Annotated in this window: 19 protein-coding genes; 3 read left to right on the plus strand and 16 right to left on the minus strand. The window is 41.0% G+C overall.

The genetic code is table 11. The annotated features are described in order from the left end of the window. Positions 1-98: 98 nt before the first annotated feature. Positions 99-1226: a class I SAM-dependent methyltransferase gene (locus ISX45_RS10375; RefSeq protein ID WP_194518926.1), complete on the minus strand. Its 1128-nt coding sequence runs from the start codon at positions 1224-1226 to the stop codon at positions 99-101. Positions 1227-1916: 690 nt separating this feature from the next. Beyond that, positions 1917-2549: an MBL fold metallo-hydrolase gene (locus ISX45_RS10380; protein WP_194518927.1), complete on the minus strand. Its 633-nt coding sequence runs from the start codon at positions 2547-2549 to the stop codon at positions 1917-1919. 97 nt (positions 2550-2646) lie between these two features. Between ISX45_RS10380 and ISX45_RS10385 the strand changes: the two genes are divergently transcribed. Both ISX45_RS10385 and ISX45_RS10390 read left to right on the plus strand, forming a co-directional pair. Next, positions 2647-3078 carry a hypothetical protein gene (locus ISX45_RS10385; RefSeq protein ID WP_181554398.1) on the plus strand — a complete coding sequence of 144 codons (432 nt, stop codon included), beginning with the start codon at positions 2647-2649 and terminating at the stop codon, positions 3076-3078. A gap of 67 nt (positions 3079-3145) precedes the next feature. Further along, positions 3146-3322 (plus strand): DUF2759 domain-containing protein, encoded by a 177-nt coding sequence (locus ISX45_RS10390; RefSeq protein WP_181554399.1) that lies wholly within the window; start codon positions 3146-3148, stop codon positions 3320-3322. Positions 3323-3354: 32 nt separating this feature from the next. On the opposite strand, the gene ISX45_RS10395 is transcribed toward ISX45_RS10390, so the two are convergent. The 6 genes from ISX45_RS10395 to ISX45_RS10420 form a co-directional block, all read right to left on the minus strand. Continuing rightward, on the minus strand, positions 3355-3666 hold the full coding sequence (locus ISX45_RS10395; RefSeq protein WP_181554400.1) for an MTH1187 family thiamine-binding protein: 312 nt from the start codon (positions 3664-3666) through the stop codon (positions 3355-3357). Positions 3667-3720: 54 nt separating this feature from the next. After that, a complete protein-coding gene (locus ISX45_RS10400; protein ID WP_181554401.1) occupies positions 3721-4881 on the minus strand; it encodes a M14 family metallopeptidase in 1161 nt (386 codons plus the stop codon). A gap of 153 nt (positions 4882-5034) precedes the next feature. Continuing rightward, entirely contained in the window at positions 5035-6894 is a 1860-nt protein-coding gene (locus ISX45_RS10405) for an LTA synthase family protein (protein WP_194518928.1), read from the minus strand. Between the two features lie 258 nt (positions 6895-7152). Beyond that, positions 7153-8109, minus strand: coding sequence for an ROK family glucokinase (locus ISX45_RS10410; protein WP_194518929.1), 957 nt, complete (start codon positions 8107-8109; stop codon positions 7153-7155). Between the two features lie 6 nt (positions 8110-8115). Further along, positions 8116-8328 carry a YqgQ family protein gene (locus ISX45_RS10415; protein ID WP_181554404.1) on the minus strand — a complete coding sequence of 71 codons (213 nt, stop codon included), beginning with the start codon at positions 8326-8328 and terminating at the stop codon, positions 8116-8118. 136 nt (positions 8329-8464) lie between these two features. Beyond that, entirely contained in the window at positions 8465-9928 is a 1464-nt protein-coding gene (locus tag ISX45_RS10420; RefSeq protein WP_194518930.1) for a spore germination protein, read from the minus strand. 130 nt (positions 9929-10058) lie between these two features. Here ISX45_RS10420 and ISX45_RS10425 point away from each other — a divergent pair, with 130 nt between their 5' ends. After that, complete coding sequence (locus ISX45_RS10425) at positions 10059-10928, plus strand: hypothetical protein (protein ID WP_194518931.1); 870 nt, start codon at positions 10059-10061, stop codon at positions 10926-10928. Positions 10929-10936: 8 nt separating this feature from the next. Here ISX45_RS10425 and ISX45_RS10430 read toward each other — a convergent pair whose 3' ends face one another. The 8 genes from ISX45_RS10430 to ISX45_RS10465 all read right to left on the minus strand — a co-directional run bounded on the left by ISX45_RS10430 (position 10937) and on the right by ISX45_RS10465 (position 18092). Continuing rightward, on the minus strand, positions 10937-12109 hold the full coding sequence (locus ISX45_RS10430; protein WP_194518932.1) for a rhomboid family intramembrane serine protease: 1173 nt from the start codon (positions 12107-12109) through the stop codon (positions 10937-10939). Positions 12110-12115: 6 nt separating this feature from the next. Next, a complete protein-coding gene (locus ISX45_RS10435) occupies positions 12116-12850 on the minus strand; it encodes an HAD family hydrolase (RefSeq protein WP_228485534.1) in 735 nt (244 codons plus the stop codon). 10 nt (positions 12851-12860) lie between these two features. Next, complete coding sequence (locus ISX45_RS10440; protein ID WP_181554409.1) at positions 12861-13037, minus strand: hypothetical protein; 177 nt, start codon at positions 13035-13037, stop codon at positions 12861-12863. Between the two features lie 428 nt (positions 13038-13465). Next, on the minus strand, positions 13466-13612 hold the full coding sequence (locus ISX45_RS19635) for a hypothetical protein (RefSeq protein WP_228485535.1): 147 nt from the start codon (positions 13610-13612) through the stop codon (positions 13466-13468). A 459-nt stretch (positions 13613-14071) separates the two neighbouring features. Then, the gene (locus tag ISX45_RS10450) at positions 14072-14848 is read right to left on the minus strand and encodes a DUF92 domain-containing protein (RefSeq protein ID WP_194520681.1); all 777 of its coding nucleotides are present in this window, start codon (positions 14846-14848) and stop codon (positions 14072-14074) included. Further along, the gene (locus tag ISX45_RS10455; RefSeq protein ID WP_181554410.1) at positions 14841-15410 is read right to left on the minus strand and encodes a 5-formyltetrahydrofolate cyclo-ligase; all 570 of its coding nucleotides are present in this window, start codon (positions 15408-15410) and stop codon (positions 14841-14843) included. Before ISX45_RS10455 ends, ISX45_RS10450 begins: the two co-directional genes overlap by 8 nt. Positions 15411-15466: 56 nt before the next feature. Beyond that, entirely contained in the window at positions 15467-15616 is a 150-nt protein-coding gene (gene rpmG, locus ISX45_RS10460) for a 50S ribosomal protein L33 (protein ID WP_111644233.1), read from the minus strand. 82 nt (positions 15617-15698) lie between these two features. Beyond that, entirely contained in the window at positions 15699-18092 is a 2394-nt protein-coding gene (locus ISX45_RS10465; protein ID WP_194518933.1) for a sugar phosphate nucleotidyltransferase, read from the minus strand. Between the last annotated feature and the right edge of the window lie 27 nt (positions 18093-18119).

Below are 18119 nucleotides of genomic sequence, written 5' to 3' on the forward strand. Positions count from 1 at the left end.
AGATTTAAGCCCAACAGAGCTAACGCGCAGCAGGATGGAAGCGCTGTCGTCGAGGTGAAACAAAACAAAAAGCGATGGACAGTTCATCGCTTTTTGTTTTACAAAAAATTCGGTTCTATCCATATGTTCTCCCAATTTATTTTTATCCCTTTTTGTTGCACCATGACTTGAAAGGCAACGCTCATCCCCTCATCGGTAATAAGCGAACGAATCGCGCGGTTTTGACGGCTTCTCTCAGAAAATGGATTCACATCGTGATGGTTCACTAAATAGTGTAATATTCCTGCTGCCAATAAAAAACGGTCTTGTCGCATCGTTGTCACCCATTCCCATCCAGCTCGTTCCCCATACATCCGAAGTGCATTCCACTGAACATGCGCTGTTATATCCATCTCGCCGGGATAAGCAAGCGGATTCGGCACTAATTGGTGTTGATAATACCCGCGCAAACTCCCATGCCGTCTCGCCGGAAGCTGCCATTCCTCATCGCTATATCCGTAATCGACTGTAAACATGACACATGATTCAAACAACGACGCCGTTTCCATAATAAATGATTTCATCGCTAATGGCACTTCAAAGCGCTGTCCATCCACCAAAGAAATGTTCCGCTCGCGTAAATAGCAAAGAATATCCTCATTTTGCAGCGGTTGTTTTTCTTCGATAAGTTGTCCATGATGAAGCGCTACAAATAGCTCGTATAATTGCCCGTTTTCTTTTGTAATCACATGAACTGGAAAAGCATCGAAAAATTCGTTGCTAAAAACTATGCCGGAAAATCGAGAAACATATTGCTGAAACTCGCTGATGTCTTTATATTGAACAACTTTTTCGCTAAAACCCCCAAGCGTTTCCATTTGCTTTTTGCGCTGATATGGACTCGTTTCAATGATGACATATGTTAATGTTTCGTAAGTATCTAAAGATGTTTCTTTCCATTCCTCTAAAACCGCGCGAGCGAATTTACCATCGCCTCCCCCTAACTCACAAATACACGGACGGATCTCCTCTGTTTCCACTAAGCGAATAAACAAGGAGGCGAACAGTTTACCAAATACATTTGAAAGGTGACTGCTTGTGATAAAATCACCGAACCGACCAATTTTGATGCGGTTCCGCATATAATATCCATATTTTTCATCATACAACGTGAACCTCATATAATCCGCATATGACATACGTTGTTGCGGCATTGACCGAATAGCTGTATAAATATCATGGCCCATGACAAATTTCTCCCCTAATCACGTTTTCACTATTGACATAGTAAAAATGTTGTTATATTGTTATGATAGTAGCTTAACTATATCCCCTCCCATTATATGGATAGAACATCCCCCAAAAAACCCTTCTCAATTGAGAAGGGTTTTTTATATATGACTCGCAATGGTTTCTAGAAACTACTATTGCACTTGAGCTTGTCGCCTCTATTTTTCAAGCTGTCCAGCTTCCTTATGCCATAGCTCCAAACTCCGCGTAAACACCATTAGCTCCAAAATCTAACTGCGATACTTCTAGTTTTCTGCATTGTCCAGCTTGGATCGCAACGCTTGTTAAAATAACCTTCTCCGTTTCGTTTCATGCAAATCATTTCTCAATTGGAAAAATATTTTTCTTACGGCGTTGCGCGTTTGGCACTGCTTTTCGTATTGCCTTACTCCGGCAACCAAACAATTTATCCATACAAAACTTGCACAAATCATAATTAAAACATAATGCTCGAGATCACTGGAGGCAAACCAGCCCTCCGGGGTGACAGGGCCCTCTGAACAAGCAGAGAACATTTGCCTGTCGCGATTAGGCGGAACGCCTCCACTTTTCTTTTTTGTACCAATCATCTCCTCACTGGAATCGCAAGCACTTCCGCACTCGAAGAACAGCTGCTTCAAGAGCTGTTTGCGACGACGTCGCTTTTCTTAAAATCCATGTAAAAACGGATTCGAGTCCATTTCCGCTCCGATGGTTGTTTCACGACCATGCCCCGGTAAAACAATGGTTTCTTCCGGTAAACCAAGCAGTTTGTCATGAATGCTACGCATAAGCTGATCGTAATTGCCACCCGGCAAATCCGTGCGACCGATACTGCCCGCAAACAATACATCTCCAGAAAAAATCACTTCCATTTCTCGTAAATAGTAAGAAATACTTCCCGGTGAATGCCCTGGCGTTTCGAGCAGCTCAAACGTAAAATTTCCGATTTTTAGCGTTTGTTCTTGTTTCAAGCATTGTGGCGCATAATTCACTTTAATTTGCTCGCCGATAAAATACGCCGAACCGTTCAGAAGAGGATCCGCAAGCCACTCTTTTTCCTGTTCATGAATATAAATTGGAATTTGCCATTTTTTTTGCACATCGTTAATGGCGCCAATATGGTCAAAATGAGCGTGTGTCAATAAAATTGCCAGCGGCGTCCAACCTTGCTGCTCTATATAGTGAACAAGCTTTTCTCCTTCGCTACCCGGATCAAAAATCACGCATGTACCATCAGAATGAGACAGTATGTAGGCGTTCGTTTGTAATGGTCCGAGCGGAATACGTTCCCACTTCATAAAAATCCCTCCATTTACTCACTTCTCTATAGCCACCATTTTATCCTAATGCTGCCCTTTATGCTACAATGAAATAAAAAAGATAAAGAGGGATACGATGATTACACGATATGCAATTCCGTTTTCGGCAGAACTCACCAACAACAGCAACGTCATTGACCAAGATGAAGAATGGCTTATTGCAACTGAGCCTCCTTCTCACTTACGGACGGACATTGAACGTCTCATCGAAGTGGAAAATACTGAATTTACCGATCTTTTTAATGACTATGGATTCATCTCAGAAGAAGGTCGTGCGTATATTTACCAAAATGCTGTCACTGCCTTTTCGGTTATTGATGGTGACCAAACAGAAATCGAAATGATGATTCTCCAACTCGATGAATATCTCATTGCTAAAGAAAAGAACGAAAAAGAAACGATTTATTTTATCGGTCGCCATCACGAGGAGCTCTTAATGAAAGTAGCGGCTGCCTACAATGTTACAGTCCACATTTTTGACCTCGACAAATCAATAAAAAAAGATTAAAATGGAAAAGAATTCGTTATTTCTACATAGCCGACTTGTGTACTATTTCGCAAAGGGGGTAAATATAATGGGATTAGTGATTATTTTTTCATTAGTAACATTGTTAGCGCTTTACGGAATCGTGCGTTCATTGCGTGAGAAAAATATACTTGGCTTACTTTTCGGATTAGGAGCAGCTGCTGTATTTGGTTGGTTTACAGTCATGACTGTATGGCATCACGGTTTTCCAACTGGTACTCACTAAACAAGAGGCTTAAACAGCCTCTTGTTTTGTTTTTATCGCAATTTTTCTTGCACGCTAGCCAGTTTATCCGCCATATGGCGCTCTTTGTCGCGACGGTCATCAATGCGAATGTTAGTCGCTACGCGCTGTATTCCTCTAGAAAACGGAACTTCGTGAATCGCTTGAATAACTTCAAATAATACCGAAAGCTCTCCTTCAATAATCGTGTTCATTGGTGTAAGCATGAAATCAATTTTCCCATCACGTTTATACGCCTCTAATACTTTTTGTATTTCTGCAACATATTCGCTCACACTAGGGCTAGCGGTGCCAATAGGAATAACAGTAACATCAACGATTGCCATGTTCTCTGCTCCTTTATTTTTTACTTTGATTATAAACTGGTTTTCTTCTTTTCCTCAAGCCATATACAATGCCGCTAGAAAAATACCGAGACTATCTTTGTAGATTTCGGAAAATTGTTCGATGGGTAATGGGTTGACTCCTTCTCCTAATTCAATGGTATATCCTTGTCGCCTCCATGTTTGAATGAACCAATCACGATAACCAGCGTGGCTATCAATATAACGTATTGCTTTATATCCGCTTACGTTTGCAAATTCATTGACTGTTTTTTCTGCTTCGCTCGGCTCGAATCCTTCATATCCCCAATAAATTTCTTTTCCTTGTGTATGGAACGCCAAAATCATCGCAAAATCACTTTCATTTGTCAATGCAGCCATTGCTTTCGTTTCTGGTTCCGTTAATGGGGCAACTCCCGGAAAATCGCGTGGAGCAGGCGCCTTCGGGATTTTACGTGCTTGCTCTACTTCCCATTTAGCCGGAAATTGATTATTCAAATCAATGCCGCGAATGTTTGCCTTCCATTGCGAAAAATCAAGACTTCCGCTGTTTATACGGATCACTTCATCACGGTATGATTCTGCTTCTGGCGGCCCATTCAATACTAAATTGACACCGTCCGGGTTCACCATCGGCACAATCGATAACGTCACTTTTTTATAATAATCGAGCATGCGATGACCGCGTAAGGGCCGCCCGTTTGTTAACGCCAACAAATAATCGTTGACAAACGTCATAATAATCGCAGTTGTAATCCATTCATTGGCATGAAAAGATCCATTGATATGAATATGCGTCGACCCTTGCCCGATTTTTAATTCAATCAAAGGTAATCCTAATACGCTGCTCCCAATCACACGTTTTCTTATGAATGGATAATGATCACATAAACACTCGATATCTTGTTGCAAGGCTGCAAAATCATACTGTCTTTTTCCATTCACAATAGGGGTATCGATTCGCTTTGGAATTTGAAATTGTCCATTCGTAAACGCCGCACCATTCATTCGTTTCAGCGCTTCCACATGTACAGAAGTAAACCGAGCAAGATTCTCTAACGTGTCAATGGTCTCATACCCGGGAATGATAACGACATCCCCTTGCTGAAGCTGTTTCCCGGTTAAGTGGAGATTAGCATCAACGATCAACTCATAAGGAACGGAAAACCATTCGCTATACATGGTCAATGTATCACCAAGACGTGCACGTATATTCAACTGTGTCTCCCCTCTCCGCTGTATCTATCTCCAACATATGAAATGTTCGCGGAGAAAATGAGAGAGAACATAAAAAAACTGGCTTCATAGGTACTACACTTAGCTACCTATACGCCAGTTTTTTCATTAGTTTTACTTCTCGCCCATTGCAGTTTAATCGTTGTAAAAGCGCAACAAATCACCATACACGATTTTGTCCGAGTAATCCAATTCTTGTTTTGCCTTTTCCATATAAGGCTCGCAATGAGACATATCGGTTTTTAATCCTGTCTTTTTGTCATAACAAATGTTGTCTTTATAAATATAGTCCTTTGTAATAAAGCTACCATCGCGCAATACTACAAATTCCATCTTATCTTTCGCGAATAAGTCTTGACCGAAGTGAATATCGTCTTTCGTATCGATACCTAGTAGATGAAGAATAGTTGGCTTAACATCGATTTGTCCTGATACTTTGGAAATGACTTCCGGATGCTTATCCGTTACACCCGGGATATGAATAATAAGCGGTACGCGTTGTAATTGTATATGATCAAACGGCGTAATCTTTTCTTTTCCTAAATATTGTGCCATCGCTTCATTATGGTTTTCAGAAATACCATAATGATCGCCATATAAAATGATAATTGAATTGTCATATAGCCCTTCTTTTTTCAAGCCTTCAATGAACGCTTTCAACGATTCATCCATGTAACGAACCGTCGGGAAATAGCGGTTCACTGTACGGTCATCTGACGTATACTCTGGAATTAATCGGTCCTCTTCCTCAAGTTCAAATGGGAAGTGGTTGGTTAATGTAATAAACTTTGTATAGAACGGTTGCTGCAATGTTTTTAAATACTGCAATGATTGTTCAAAGAAATATTTATCCTTTAAGCCCCAACCAACAGAATTTTCTTCGTTGACATCAAAATCTGTTAAAGAGAAGTAACGGTCGTATCCTAATGATTGATACATAATATCGCGGTTCCAAAAGCTTTTGTTATTGGCATGGAACACAGCTGTATAATACCCATGCTTTTTCAAAATCTCTGGCGTCGCATTATACTCATTAGTTGCGTGTGTAAAAAACACCGCACCACGACCTAGCGGATACAATGAGTTTTCAATCAAAAACTCGGCATCCGATGTCTTTCCTTGCCCGGTTTGATGGTATAAATTATCAAAGTAGTAACTTTGCTTAATAAAGTCGTTTAAAAACGGCGTAATTTCCTGCCCGTTTACTTTGTTATTAATCACAAAACTTTGCAACGACTCCATGGAGACAATAATAACATTGCGATTTTTCGCGATGCCAAACAACTCTTTATTTGGTGCTTTTTCATTAGCGCGAATATAGTTTTCAATATCTGCTAACTCGCTGCTATCCGCCAATGCACGTTGCGCCTTTGACTTCGATTGGAGGACAGCATCATAAACAAGATAGTTATACATTCCAATATTTTTCACTAACATTTTACGGTCAAACGTTCTCGTTAATAATTCCGGTCGCTCTGTTTCAGCAAGACCAAGGTTCAATAAAGCGACTACCACTAATGCTAAGAAATAAGCGTGGCGTTCCTTTTTCGCAATCGGCTCAAATGGAACAAAGGACGGCTTTTTCCATACAAGCCACGTTAAAAATGCAACGTCAACAAACATAAGCAAATCACTAAACTGGAACAACTCAAACACGCTGTTCCCTAAATCCCCCATATTGCTTGTTTGAAACAAGACCGGGAGCGTAATAAAATCATTAAAGAACCGATAAAACATCACGTTGACATACAACAAGACAGTAATTAAAAAGCTCATGATCACGATATAACGATTGCGAGCTTTTTCCTTCATGAATAAAGAAAAACCAAAAACAAAAAGCAAGAAGCTTAACGGATTAATAAATAAAATAAATTCTTGTTTCCATGACTCGATTTCTATATCAAAGCTAGTTTTATAGACAATATATGTTTTCAGCCATAGCAGAACCGTTGCAATGAACAAAAGACGATACTTTTTCAATGTTGCTCGATTCATGGTCTCTCTAACCTCCTTTTTCCAAAAGAGAGCTGACCCATATACACTTTTTTGGTAACATATTGATTTTTTACATAAATTAGGTTTATCTTCAATTAACCAACATCAATCTTAATACTTTTTTTACAAAAAAGCAACCTTTTTTCAAAAGTAGGAAGATAGAATAGTAATTGTCGTAAGCCACCGTCTTGTACATCATTTATAGACGAATCAAAGCAAAAAAGGTTACAAAAAAATAGGGGCAAAATTGTCCCTACTTTACTGTAAAAAAGCGGTTTTTGCTAACCATGCCCCGCCGATGACTCCCGCGTCGTTACCAAGCGTAGCGATCGCAATTGTTGCCCCTTCAGCTACGCGTGGAAAGGCAAAGCGGTCAAAGTATCTGCGAACGCGTTCGACTAAAATATCCCCAGCCTTTGATACACCACCGCCGATAACGATTTTTTCTGGGTTGAGAGCATTCGCTACATTCGCTAACGCTAAGCCGAGGTGAAATGTAACATAATCAACAATTTCCAATGCTAGTTCATCGTTTTCTCTCGCCGCGTCAAAGACGTCTTTGGCAGTCACGGTGCGGAGATGTAACACGCTTTTCTTTTCATCTTTTGCTAACTTCTCTTTGGCGATTCGAACGATTCCCGTCGCTGACGCGATTGTTTCCAAACATCCGGTCTTACCGCAATTACAAGGTGCTCCTCCTTCCGGAACGGAAGTTATATGCCCGATTTCTCCTCCTGCTCCATTGGTACCGCGGATGATTTGACCGTTGGCAATAATACCGCCGCCTACCCCCGTACCAAGCGTAACACAAACTAAATTTTTTGCCCCGTTTCCTGCCCCTTTCCACATCTCACCAATAGCAGCGATATTCGCGTCATTATCAACGACGACCGGAAGTGAAGTTTCCGATTCTAATCGCTCTTTCAGTGGGTAGTTTTTCCATGGTAAATTCACCGTTTGATAGATAACTCCGGTTTCTGTATTAACCGGCCCTGGTGCTCCCATCCCAATACCGATCAACTTATCTTTTGTTTGTCCCCATTCTTCCAACTTTCGCTCAATGGATTTCGCAATATCAGGAACGATATATTTCCCATCTTCGGAATTGTTTGTGTCTATTTCCCATTTATGAATCAATTCCCCATCACTAGTCACGAACGCTATTTTCACTGTTGTTCCACCTAAGTCCACACCAACTAACCATTTTTCCGCCATCTTCTCTCATCCTTTTTTCATTCGTTTTTCGCGTTCCAACTGCGCTTCGTGACGCAAAATGAGAAGCGCCATTTGATAGTCTTTTACATCGACAAGTTGTGACTGATATAATTCTTTTAATTCTTCTTCCATTAATTCTAGATCGGCTAAACGATCTCCAACATAAATAATCGTACCAAACTTTTTTAACAGTTGCTGTACATCGTAAACCGTTTTCATTTTTTCACCTACACTATGTTATCGCATATCTTTTTTCGGTTATGTACACATTATAAATGTATAAAGAAATCGGGATAGCGTCAAGAAATGAAAAACAAACAGGCTATCTCTTTATCATTACGAGATAGCCTGTTTGCTACCGATCAGGGTCACGCGGATGCAGCACGGTCGGTCGACGATTTTTTAGTGGAATCGGTGAACGAATAAGCACATCGCGCATCGCCCGATACGAAAACGGAATAAACGGCCATAGGTAAGGAACATTGAATGACTTCATGCGTGCAAGCATCACAAGCCATAACATAATTCCAATAACATAACCGTAAACACCAAACAGAGCTGTCATAACGAGCAACCCCATTCGCACTAAGCGGTTAGCCAAGCCCATTTCATAGCTTGGTGTCGCAAACGTTCCGATTGTAGCGATAGAAAAATAGAGAATTACTTCGTTGGAAAATAAACCGACCTCAACCGCTACGCCGCCGATCATAAGGGCCGCCACTAATCCTAGCGCAGTTGCCAAAGAAGACGGCGTATGAATCGCTGCCATTCTTAACATGTCAATACCGAGCTCAATCATCAAAATTTGCGCAAATAATGGAATATCTCCCATCTTCGCCTTTGCCAAAAAAGAAAGAGCGGAAGGCAATCGCTCTGGTTCCGTCATCATTAAGTACCAAAGCGGCAGAAGAAAAATAGAAGCCCAAATTGCTAAAAAACGGACGAAACGTAAGTAAGCGCCAACAATTGGTTTATTTCGGTACTCTTCCGCGTGTTGCAAATGATGCCAAAATGTCGTTGGCATAATTAATACGCTTGGCGAGCCGTCCACAATCACTAAGACGTGTCCCTCATATAAATGTGATGCCGCCGTATCGGGGCGCTCCGTATAACGGAAGATTGGATACGGATTCCAATGCCGCCCCGAAATGAATTCTTCCACCGTTTTTTCTCCCATCGGTAAGCCGTCTGTATCGATTTTTAAAATCGCCTCTTTTACACTTTTGACAATTTCAGGATCAGCAATATCCTCAATATAGCAAATGCAAATATCGGTTTTTGAACGACGCCCGACCTGCAAATATTCCATTCGCAATGAACGGTCGCGCACACGCCGCCGTGTTAGTGCTGTATTAAAGACGATCGTCTCGACAAATCCATCACGCGCGCCACGGACAACCCGCTCAATATCCGGCTCCTGCGGCCCCCGAACAGGATAGGTACGGGCATCAATTAAAATGACATAATCGATCCCATCAACAACTAAAGCAGTGGGGCCAGCCAACACCACATCGACAACCCGATCTAAATCGTTTGTTTTTTCTAACTCTACATACGGAACATAGGTTTTAAACAATTTTTCAAGCGGATGGGATGTTAATGTTTCTTCGTCAAGCGAAGCTAAAAATCGCATCAGATAATGCAAAATATCATCTTTGACAAATCCATCAATCATAAATAATGCCATGGAGCGCCCCGCATACTCTACATCTAAATGAATGACATCAAAGCTTTTTCCTGCACCGAGTCGTTCACGTAGGTAAGAGACATTCTCTTGTAAAATCGTTGAAACCGTCCGTCGCGTCGCTTCATTTGCCATCGTCTTTCACCTGCCCTCCACAAAACCGTTTTCTCTTCCATCTTTGACAACGGAAAATAAATTCATACATATTTTTCAAGGCGCGTGCATACATTGGTGAAAAACTTGTCCAAATAGATGGAGGCGCAGTATGAGACGAATATGGCAAATCGGAACGATGATAACAGCATTTTTTCTATTTGTATACATGTTTCCCTTTTCCTTAACACAACCAACAAAAGAAACAATTATCTTCTTCCCTCTTGATCCGACGGTACGATTCACTAAAGCAACAACGAATCTCAAGCTCCAACCCCCAAAACAAAATGGGAAATACCCCCTTCTTTGGATGGTATCTTCCACTTTAGACAGACAAGTATATCTACGTCAAGACATTTCTCTTCTTTTCGCCGACGGGCGCTTAGTCGAAACGTTATCGGAATGGAAACAAAATAGTCAAACATTGCTGCAAAAAAAAGACGTTCGCACAAAAGATAGTCACTTCTTTCAAGCGATTTCGTTTCATTATGGAGAAATTCATAAGGGCAGTACGATTGGAAGCAGTCAGAAAATGAGCGGCGATCAACTATATGTCATCGATTCCCCATATAGTCCATTAACTTCCTTCCGCCGCCCGAGAACATCAGAAGAAAAAGAGTGGCAAAGCGTTTTAACCAAAACGACGAATGAATCTCTTCAATATACGGCCGAAACATTGTTCAATCATTTTTCGATTCAAGAAAAAAACTACTATCATTTATACTTACCAGAGTTAATTGTTTACAATGAACAGCCATTTCCCGACCTTTCTTTCGAAAAGACCCAAGAAATTATCGGAAAACTTTGGGAAGGACTGTATAGAAATTATTTCTTAGGCATTAAACGGGAAGACGGTTCAGTCATCTCTCCGATCGGAAGCACTGTACCGCTCATTTTGCTCAGCAAAGACTATTCACACTTAATTGTTTTAACAGAAACGAAAAACGGGGAAAAAATTCAACTCGTTCAAACGATTTCGTAACTTTTTGATTATCGGAACCCAGCATATAATGCAGCAGCAACAATACATGACGTGAAGAACAGGGAAACCACCTGTTTGTTCCATGCTCGATGACGGGGTAAGTGGACAACGCTCGCTGCTAAAAATCCGCCAATTAATCCGCCGATATGCCCCGCATTATCGATCCCCGGGATCACCAAGCCAAATATTAAATTAATCACAATTAAACTAATGACATTCATTCCGATCGTTTGTAAAAAAAGATAGCGATAGACCGTTCCAAAATAAAGAAGCGCACCAAACAATCCGAAAATCGCGCCCGAAGCTCCAGCGGAAAGAGAAGAGGTAAATAAAAAGCTACCGAGCGTTCCAAAAAACCCCGCGGTTAAATAGATGACAAAAAAGCGCCATGAACCATATAGGCGTTCCACCATCGTTCCTAAATAATAAAGAGCAAACGTATTCATGAACAAATGTAAAAAACCAATATGTAAAAAAATCGGTGTAAAAAAGCGCCACCATTCTCCTTCTTGAATGAGCGGGTTAAACTTCGCTCCATATTCGATTAACACAGCTGGATTGGTGCTGCCACCCTTCCATTCAAGAAGCAAAAACATGAATACTTGCAAGGCAATAAATGCGTATGTAAAAATGGGCCTGCCATATTCAAACAAGCGCTTCTCTCTTTCTTGTTGTTCACTTGTTAACTGCAGCGCTTGGCGTTTTATATGTTCCGCAGCAAGAAACGGGTCCTCATCCCTCTCAAGCGAAGGCAATGTGATCGGTTCTCGAATTTGCTCGCTTATTTGTTGAAGCGAATGCGGTACATTTGCTGAATGAATAAAAACGGTTCGTAAAGCGGCACGAGCATCGCGGGAAAACGGCAACGGTTTTTCAACAAGAAATTCCCAATCATCAACAGGAGGATATGTCGAAATATAAATGTTCAGCACTTGAACTGTTCGCTTCATATATCTCCTTTTTACCTGTTCCGCCACGCGCCACGCATACTCGATATCACGTTTCAGCCAACTGCTCCAATCAATGTCATAGCGAACAATTCGAATGAGCGGGATGTTTTGATGATGAAATGACTCTAACCAAATTTCATTGGGGCCATTTGATACTTTAATGATTCGATATTGTCGCCTTACAAATGAATACACAAGTTGCCAATATAAAAGCTCCATATGTCCATTCAATCTCCCCTACCCCTTTCCTTCGTCAGGTGGTTCCCGCAATAGAACCAGCAGCTCGTTAACATTGTTACATACCGCAACCGGCTGATGAAACGTTGTCGGAGCGTTCTGGCGGGGATTAAAGTAAACGGCTTGCCAGTTTGCTCGCAATGCTCCGACAACATCAAGTTCCCAAGAATCACCAATAAATAACGGCTGATCACAATGCGGTGCGAGTTGTTGTTTTGCGTAAGAAAAAATCGCTCGATCTGGTTTTTTCATTCCTACTTCCTCTGAAATAATGATCGCCTCATCAGAAAAGAATGGGTGGAGGCCAGCATAATACAGTTTTTCCCGCTGAATTCGACCCGTTCCATTGGTAATAACACCAAGCGGAACAGAACGATTACGCAGCCAATGCAATAAAGGGATAAGCCCATCAACTGGAACGGAAAAACGTCCGACCACTTGATCGAAATAATCTTGGAACGCATCAGCCATTTGATGATCTGCTTTTCTATTATATACGCTCATTGTCTCCAAAAAGCGGAGACGCCGATATTCAGTCCTTGTCAAACGTCGACATGCATAATCGTTCCAGTATCGATCACAACATTGCTTAAAGGTGATAAACCAAGAGGAAAAATCGAATTGCTGCCCGAAAAAGGTTGTAAAACAATGATGAATTGCTGCTTGAAACGTCCGTTCGTAATCGATGAGCGTATCATCGAGATCAAAACAAATGAGATCCCATGTATTCATCATTGTACCATAATTATCGGAATACTTGGGAAACAATTGCATTACGAACGAACGGAATGTTCATTGCGAAACGAACAAGCCCCTTTTGTAACAAGCGAATACGGAATATCGAATTAATGACTTGATAACGATAACGATAAAGAAGCAGCCCTGTCACAACGGCTACGATGGAATAAACGAATCGATTCATCCCTGTTTCCTCCTTTTACTTTATCAGTGCTTCTTTATTCTTTTGTCCAATCGTTTTACAAATTATGAAATAGGCCAAGTCTTAACAAGAAAAAAGCCACCGTTAATCGGTGGCATCTATTCATTGAAAAATGGCTTCATAATCTGCTTTGGCACTGTTGCGGAATGAACAAAATTCGCTTGTTCCTCGCCTGCTAACTGAAATTCTATCATTCACGATCGTTAGCACTTCGATATAAAGATCACTTTGTCCATAATTCTTCATCTAATAAGCAGAAACAAGTGAACAAGGAATTGTCATTTTGTAAAATCGCCCTTGTCAACCGAACAAGCCCCAATAGTAATTATCGTTCAATCGGCATCGCGGACAGTGTAAAACGATTGTTCTAAAACTCCCCTTTTGTAATTTTTCTCTTTCACGCACTAAATCTAGCACCAATCTTCCGCTAATATCAGCATGGCTCCAAGCCGGTAACTCTCCCTATGCTCTCCAATCATATAGGCGTACACATTTTGTGCGCCAACTTGAAAATCTTCCCCCAACAAATAGCGAAACCGCAGCGTATCTAAAATCATTCCAGAACCGCTCCCCCTCACTTTTGGTAATCCGGGAAATTTCCACGTAGCATACGTCGCTACAAGGAAAAAGACATCAACCTCTCCGTTACCTGAGAAACAATCGTTCAGGAAATGTACATATTTTTATGAACTAAATCTAAGCGCGTTTCTCCTGGCTTTTGGTTCTCTCTCTCACTGTCATCACCAAATCCAATTTTTTGTCGGGGAAGGAACAAACGACAATCCATAATTTAAACCTATCGACCTTATGCTTGTTCCTTACCTTATATCAAATGAGCACAAGTTCTTCCGTTCCCCTTGATTCAGTAAATCAAAAGCATAACTTGATCCAACAAAACCCGTCCTGATTAACGTAACGCGATTGACACGATTTTCCATCAAGTTCCACCTTTCTTCACTTTAACGCATCCTGCCTACATTGTATCCAACCAAATTCTCTTCCATTTCCACTATCATTTATGGCAACTTCGTGACAAATAGATAAACAATTATTGAACTTAGAATGGACAACCAATTGACAACATCATTATTGATCAAGCGATAGCCTTTTATTCGTACGGTTTTTTGTCCGCAATGTTCCTTTTTCTCTGTCTCTATTCCACATATTTGGCAGCGATATGTCGTTTGCCAAACCGCACCGAACCATGTGTCAAAAAAGCTGCCTAGCAATCCAAAAAAGCTAACTGTGACAACTGGTATATTCGGCCATAAAAACGAGCCTACTACAGCAATAAAAAACGCTCCGGCTAACGCAGCACATGTTCCCAGCATTGTGACTGCCCCAGATGTTCCTGCTTCTACTTTCTCCCATGTCGTCAACAACCGCGGAGGGCGACGACCTAAACTACCGATTTCCGACGCCCACGTGTCCGCATTCGCTGCAGCAATTGAAATGATAAACATATCTAACCAATGTGGAGAAGGAAAATAAATAGAAAGAAGACTAAGCGCCGCAGGAATACTTCCATTGGCTAATACTTGTATATAATCGCGTTGCGCGCCTTTTTCAATTTTTTCAAGCATTTTTGTTTTTCTCTTCTGTTGAAATTGACTCCAACAGCTGGAGCTAACAAAAAATGCCCCTAATATCAACAATCCTTTCCAAGAAAAACCCAATACAACCGCAAGTCCGACGAAGACAGTCGCCACAGCCCCAGAAACTGAAAGAGAACGAATCCACCAACCACCAATCGCTACAGCAATAATAGCTGCAACATATACCCACTCATTCATCACACACAATAACCTCATCATTCGTAATAATTTGTTGTACAGGAATATCATGCGGCTCAGATGGAATATCGTCAATCACTTGGAATGTATACGCTAAAGAAATTGTTGTTTGCGAAAAATGTTGTAAATATCGATCGTAATATCCCCCACCGTAACCGATTCGATAGCCGTTTCTTGAAAAACAAATCCCTGGAACGATCATTACATCGATATCGTCTGCCGCCACCTCCCTGGTCACTGCTGCTATCGGTTCCCATAAATCAAAATAAACCGATTCCAATTGAGAAAACGAACAAATTTCTCGAAACCTCATCGTTTTTGTGACCGGGTCACATTTTGGCACAGCAACCGCTTTTCCAGCTTGCCATGCTTTTTCGATAATTGGTTTTGTATTGACTTCTATTCCTCTTGAAATGGTAATTCCGATGGTAGTTGCGTTTTGCCATAGCGGGAGAGCATATAAATTTCTAGCGATTTCTTTATCATATGCTTGTTTTTGTTCATCAGTTAATTGTTGTAATCGTGCTTTCATTTGCTGGCGTATTGTCTTTTTATCTTCCATAGCTCACACCTTCTTCATGATTAATAAAAAAGCAGCAGGAAATTCGTTCCTACTGCTTACTTCGTCTCACGATGAAGAGTTGCCTTTTTATCTCTTGGGCAATATTTTTTTAGCTCAAGACGATCTGGATTGTTGCGTTTATTTTTTGTCGTAATATAGTTACGTTCGCCGCATTCTGTGCAAGCTAATGTAATGTTTACGCGCATTATTATTCCCTCCAAACTTTGATAAACTTATAATCAGACTTTTCTATGATAGCACTTTTTCGCGGCAATTTCCATATTTAATTTATGCATTTTGATATTGTCGTATTTTGTTTATATAATATGCCATCGTCTCCTTCGCCTTTTGAAAATCAGACGCTTGTGAATAAATCGTAAATGCCGGTTCATCGAGCTTCGGTAAAATAAATGCCCAACTGTCATCGGAGTGATACACTTTAATGCCGCCATCAATATCGATTCTTTTTTCCAACGCTTCTTCAATCAGTTTCCGCATCACTATCCCGCGCGCACTCCAAGAGCATGATACATAATCACACAACCAATGAACATGTGGGAACGAAGCAAGAAGCTCGGATAACGAACGTGTGTCAAATGATAAAAGTTGAAAAAGTTGAATAAAAGCATATAACGCATCATAACAAAAATGAAAGGGGTGGGAAAGGGCAAGCAGCATGTCTCGCCGTTTTCCATTCATTCGCCGTACGTTCCCGTTTAGCTCTCTTGCAATTGTTTCTAATGAAGAAGGGGCATAGTTCGGAATAGGAACGATCATGCCAGATTGAAATAATAACGTCGTCATTGTATACATGCAAAGAAGCTGCATCTCTGTTAAAACATCTCCCTTTTCATCTATAACGGTAAATTGTTCTCCGTTGTTTTGGATAACAAAAGCAAATTTGACGTTCATCGTGCGTACATATTCACGTATAGAATCGATATTCGTATCATGAATCGAGATCATCCCTTCACCGACATGGGAAACTAGTTCTTTTGCAATATGATGAATATGTGCATTGGCAGCAAGAATTACTTTGCAACCATTAAGTGGAACGTAAATATGCTTACACAGCGCTTCTGTATATCGCGAAAAGGCACGTTGATGATACTCACTTTCTCCTAGTTGTTCCACTGGCACGCGACGAAGTTGTTCTTGGGCCAGCGTCATTTCAATATTCCGTTCTTGCTTTCGATCGATTGGATATCCATATTGATCATAAACATCAATATATACTTTTCGCTCCTGTTCGTTTATCGAAATAAAAATCCCCCCATCATATGAAGATTGCGACAGTTGATAGCGGACGATCGGGGCCGTGATGGGATCGAGGCAATCTATCGTGTTAATCCCTGTGGAATGCAATCCTTGAATGATCGATTGCTTTATCATATCGGCAAATGGTTGACCGTCACTAGCTACGATCACCTTACTTTTAAGCGGCAAGGTGCTTCCATAGGCACAAGCCAATTTCGAAGCTGACTCAGGTGAGATTTCGATATTTGCAATACCGCAAATTCCATAATCCGTAAATAAAGACCGACGAATTTGTTTTCCCCAAAAAATAGAAGAATGGACAGTAGCTCCTTCGAAAATCACTTTTTTCGGCCAAATTTTTACGTTAGGTTTTACGCGAACATGCGATTGAACCACACAGCGACTTCCGATGACGGAATCATCTAATAGTTCGACGCTATTCGCCATATACGTCCCGTTAGCGACGATGCTCCCGCGCAGTTCACAGTGTTTCCCAATATATCCATGACTGCAAATAATGCTGCGTTTAATCGACGTATATTCATTTACTTGTACATGTTCCCCAATAACAGAGTACGGTTCCACTTTTACATGTTTTCGAATGACTGCTCCGTCGCCAATAAAAGCGGGCCCTATAATCATAGCTCCGTCTTCAATTTGCACGTGTTCACCGACCCATACATGCGGAAATAATTCTTCTCCTTTCAATGAAACATTTACTTTTTTATTTAATATGTCAATATGCGCCTGACGATATTGTTGAAACGTTCCAATATCGAGCCAATATCCTTTTGCCGCGTAGCCATAGAGCGGCTTTTCATATTGTAATAAGTGCGGAAATACATCACTGCTGAAATCAGACGGAGTATCGGCCTCGATATAGTGTAAAATCTCCGGCTCAAAAATATAAATTCCTGTATTCACAAAATCACTATATACTTCATCCCATCTAGGTTTTTCCAATAACTGTTTTACCCGTCCTGCTTGATCAATAATCATTTCTCCGTAATCGAGAGGCTCACGCTCACGGGACATAAGAATCGTCGCAAGAGCGCCCCGCTGTTGATGGAATTCGAGCGCCTCCGATAAATGAAAATCGGTTAAGGCATCACCGCTGATGACAATAAACGTATCATCAATAAAGCTCGAGGCATTTTTTATACTCCCGGCCGTTCCGAGCGGCTCCTGTTCTTCAAAATAGGAAATATGTACACCGAAACGCCGCCCATCCCCAAAATAGTCTTTAATGCAATCCCTTAAATAATGAATTGTCACCGCAATGTCAGTAATTCCAAAACGCTTAAGCCATTCGATTGTATATTCCATCATTGGTTTTTCGACAAGCGGAACCATCGGCTTTGGCAGATGACACGTGAGCGGGCGCAGGCGCGTTCCTTTCCCTCCTGCCATAATCACACCTTTCATTAACGATTCACTCCTTTTTGACCATTT

The organism is Thermaerobacillus caldiproteolyticus, assembly GCF_015326725.1.
Lineage (GTDB): Bacteria > Bacillota > Bacilli > Bacillales > Anoxybacillaceae > Thermaerobacillus > Thermaerobacillus caldiproteolyticus.

Bases quoted from the DNA above. Each gene is read 5' to 3' on its own strand.
- ISX45_RS10385 (WP_181554398.1), top strand. From the start codon at position 2,647: ATGATTACACGATATGCAATTCCGTTTTCGGCAGAACTCACCAACAAC.
- ISX45_RS10410 (WP_194518929.1), bottom strand. From the start codon at position 8,109: ATGGCGGAAAAATGGTTAGTTGGTGTGGACTTAGGTGGAACAACAGTG.
- ISX45_RS10425 (WP_194518931.1), top strand. From the start codon at position 10,059: ATGAGACGAATATGGCAAATCGGAACGATGATAACAGCATTTTTTCTA.
- ISX45_RS10435 (WP_228485534.1), bottom strand. From the start codon at position 12,850: ATGATGAATACATGGGATCTCATTTGTTTTGATCTCGATGATACGCTC.
- ISX45_RS19635 (WP_228485535.1), bottom strand. From the start codon at position 13,612: ATGATTTTAGATACGCTGCGGTTTCGCTATTTGTTGGGGGAAGATTTT.
- ISX45_RS10450 (WP_194520681.1), bottom strand. From the start codon at position 14,848: ATGAATGAGTGGGTATATGTTGCAGCTATTATTGCTGTAGCGATTGGT.
- ISX45_RS10465 (WP_194518933.1), bottom strand. From the start codon at position 18,092: ATGAAAGGTGTGATTATGGCAGGAGGGAAAGGAACGCGCCTGCGCCCG.
- ISX45_RS10380 (WP_194518927.1), bottom strand. From the start codon at position 2,549: ATGAAGTGGGAACGTATTCCGCTCGGACCATTACAAACGAACGCCTAC.
- ISX45_RS10375 (WP_194518926.1), bottom strand. From the start codon at position 1,226: ATGGGCCATGATATTTATACAGCTATTCGGTCAATGCCGCAACAACGT.
- rpmG (WP_111644233.1), bottom strand. From the start codon at position 15,616: ATGCGCGTAAACATTACATTAGCTTGCACAGAATGCGGCGAACGTAAC.
- ISX45_RS10395 (WP_181554400.1), bottom strand. From the start codon at position 3,666: ATGGCAATCGTTGATGTTACTGTTATTCCTATTGGCACCGCTAGCCCT.
- ISX45_RS10415 (WP_181554404.1), bottom strand. From the start codon at position 8,328: ATGAAAACGGTTTACGATGTACAGCAACTGTTAAAAAAGTTTGGTACG.
- ISX45_RS10420 (WP_194518930.1), bottom strand. From the start codon at position 9,928: ATGGCAAATGAAGCGACGCGACGGACGGTTTCAACGATTTTACAAGAG.
- ISX45_RS10440 (WP_181554409.1), bottom strand. From the start codon at position 13,037: ATGAATCGATTCGTTTATTCCATCGTAGCCGTTGTGACAGGGCTGCTT.
- ISX45_RS10405 (WP_194518928.1), bottom strand. From the start codon at position 6,894: ATGAATCGAGCAACATTGAAAAAGTATCGTCTTTTGTTCATTGCAACG.
- ISX45_RS10390 (WP_181554399.1), top strand. From the start codon at position 3,146: ATGGGATTAGTGATTATTTTTTCATTAGTAACATTGTTAGCGCTTTAC.
- ISX45_RS10455 (WP_181554410.1), bottom strand. From the start codon at position 15,410: ATGGAAGATAAAAAGACAATACGCCAGCAAATGAAAGCACGATTACAA.